We start from the raw sequence: 3,078 nt of genomic DNA, 5'->3' as shown, positions 1-3,078 counted from the left end.
CAGTTGCTCAGGGCTTGGGTCGTTAATAACAGCCCGGTTTGGGTGTTATATGGTCAAGCCTCACGGGCAATTAGTATCAGTTAGCTCAACGCCTCGCAACGCTTACACATCTGACCTATCAACCTGGTGGTCTTCCAGGGCCCTACAGGGAACTCAAGGTTCCAGTGAGATCTCATCTTGAAGGAGGCTTCACGCTTAGATGCTTTCAGCGTTTATCCCGTCCGAACGTAGCTACCCGGCAATGCATCTGGCGATACAACCGGAACACCAGAGGTTCGTCCACTCCGGTCCTCTCGTACTAGGAGCAGCTCTTCTCAAATCTCAAACGCCCACGGCAGATAGGGACCGAACTGTCTCACGACGTTCTAAACCCAGCTCGCGTACCACTTTAAATGGCGAACAGCCATACCCTTGGGACCGGCTTCAGCCCCAGGATGTGATGAGCCGACATCGAGGTGCCAAACACCGCCGTCGATGTGAACTCTTGGGCGGTATCAGCCTGTTATCCCCGGAGTACCTTTTATCCGTTGAGCGATGGCCCTTCCATACAGAACCACCGGATCACTATGACCTACTTTCGTACCTGCTCGACGTGTCTGTCTCGCAGTTAAGCCGGCTTGTGCCATTACACTAACCTCCTGATGTCCGACCAGGATTAGCCGACCTTCGTGCTCCTCCGTTACTCTTTGGGAGGAGACCGCCCCAGTCAAACTACCCACCACACAGTGTCCTCGATCCAGATAATGGACCTGAGTTAGAACCCCAAATTGACCAGGCTGGTATTTCAAGGTTGGCTCCACGACAACTGGCGTCATCGCTTCAAAGCCTCCCAGCTATCCTACACAAGCCAATTCAAAGTTCACTGTGAAGCTGTAGTAAAGGTTCACGGGGTCTTTCCGTCTAGCCGCGGGAACGCAGCATCTTAACTGCGAATTCAATTTCACTGAGTCTCGGGTGGAGACAGTGTGACCGTCATTACGCCATTCGTGCAGGTCGGAACTTACCCGACAAGGAATTTCGCTACCTTAGGACCGTTATAGTTACGGCCGCCGTTTACCGGGGCTTCGATCAAGAGCTTCTCCGAAGATAACCCCATCAATTAACCTTCCGGCACCGGGCAGGCGTCACACCCTATACGTCCACTTTCGTGTTTGCAGAGTGCTGTGTTTTTAATAAACAGTTGCAGCCACCTGGTATCTTCGACCGGTCTCAGCTTACGGAGTAAATCCTTCACCAAAACCGGCGCACCTTCTCCCGAAGTTACGGTGCCATTTTGCCTAGTTCCTTCACCCGAGTTCTCTCAAGCGCCTTGGTATTCTCTACCTACCCACCTGTGTCGGTTTAGAGTACGGTTCATTTGTAGCTGAAGCTTAGAGGCTTTTCTTGGAAGCATGGCATCGACCACTTCGGACTCCGTAGAGTCACCGTCGTCGCTTCTCGGCATAAAGATCCCGGATTTGCCTAAGATCTCTGCCTACCAGCTTAAACACGGACAACCAACGCCGTGCTGGCCTAGCCTTCTCCGTCCCCCCATCGCACTACAAACAAGTACAGGAATATTAACCTGTTTCCCATCGACTACGCTCTTCAGCCTCGCCTTAGGGGCCGACTAACCCTGCCCCGATTAACGTTGGACAGGAACCCTTGGGTTTCCGGCGGGGGAGTTTTTCACTCCCCTTGTCGTTACTTATGTCAGCATTCGCACTTCTGATACCTCCAGCCTGGTTCACACCTTGACCTTCAACGGCTTACAGAACGCTCCTCTACCATGCGTATGAATACGCATCCGTAGCTTCGGTGTACAGTTTGAGCCCCGTTATATCTTCCGCGCAGGCCGACTCGACTAGTGAGCTATTACGCTTTCTTTAAAGGGTGGCTGCTTCTAAGCCAACCTCCTAGCTGTCTGGGCCTTCCCACATCGTTTCCCACTTAACTGTAACTTTGGGACCTTAGCTGACGGTCTGGGTTGTTTCCCTTTTCACGACGGACGTTAGCACCCGCCGTGTGTCTCCCATGATTGAACTCACCGGTATTCGGAGTTTGCAAAGGGTTGGTAAGTCGGGATGACCCCCTAGCCTTAACAGTGCTCTACCCCCGGTGGTTATACATGAGGCACTACCTAAATAGTTTTCGAGGAGAACCAGCTATCTCCGAGCTTGATTAGCCTTTCACTCCGATCCACAAGTCATCCCCTACCTTTTCAACGGGAGTGGGTTCGGTCCTCCAGTGCCTGTTACGGCACCTTCAACCTGCTCATGGATAGATCGCCCGGTTTCGGGTCTAATGCTAGCGACTGGACGCCCAGTTAAGACTCGCTTTCGCTACGGCTCCGTTAACACTTAACCTTGCCACTAACATTAAGTCGCTGACCCATTATACAAAAGGTACGCAGTCACCGAACAAGTCGGCTCCCACTGCTTGTACGTACGCGGTTTCAGGGTCTATTTCACTCCCCTAACAGGGGTTCTTTTCGCCTTTCCCTCACGGTACTAGTTCACTATCGGTCATCTGGGAGTATTTAGCCTTGGAGGATGGTCCCCCCATGTTCAGTCAGGATAACACGTGTCCCGACCTACTCGTTTTCACAATCTATAAGTTTTCGTATACGGGGCTATCACCCACTATGGCGGCACTTTCCAGAGCCTTCTACTAACTACAAGATTGCTTAAGGGCTAGTCCCCGTTCGCTCGCCGCTACTAAGGGAATCTCGGTTGATTTCTTTTCCTCGGGGTACTTAGATGTTTCAGTTCTCCCGGTTCGCCTCTTACACCTATGAATTCAGTGCAAGATACCTGTAAACAGGTGGGTTTCCCCATTCAGAGATCTCCGGGTCACAGGTTGTTTGCCACCTCACCGAAGCTTATCGCAGGCTACCACGTCTTTCATCGCCTCCAGATGCCAAGGCATCCACCGCGCACGCTTAGTCACTTGACCATATAACCCCAAACCGTTTACCTTCCTACAAGCTATGAGGAAGAAAACTTTCATGGCAGGGTTAATGTTGACGTTAATCCGCCAAGCAACTGCTAGCTTTCTATGTTGAGAATCTCAATTCTCATGTATCCAAATTTTTAAAGA

1 rRNA gene is annotated in these 3,078 nt (G+C 51.5%); it reads right to left on the bottom strand.

Features of this window, described 5'->3' with window-relative positions:
- Positions 1 to 49 precede the first annotated feature (49 nt).
- Positions 50 to 2,934 (bottom strand): 23S ribosomal RNA (locus Q4551_RS16020).
- Positions 2,935 to 3,078 lie beyond the last annotated feature (144 nt).

Source organism: Oceanobacter sp. 5_MG-2023 (assembly GCF_030548165.1).
Lineage (GTDB): Bacteria > Pseudomonadota > Gammaproteobacteria > Pseudomonadales > Oceanobacteraceae > Oceanobacter.
This window is presented reverse-complemented; position numbering and strand designations above follow the sequence as displayed.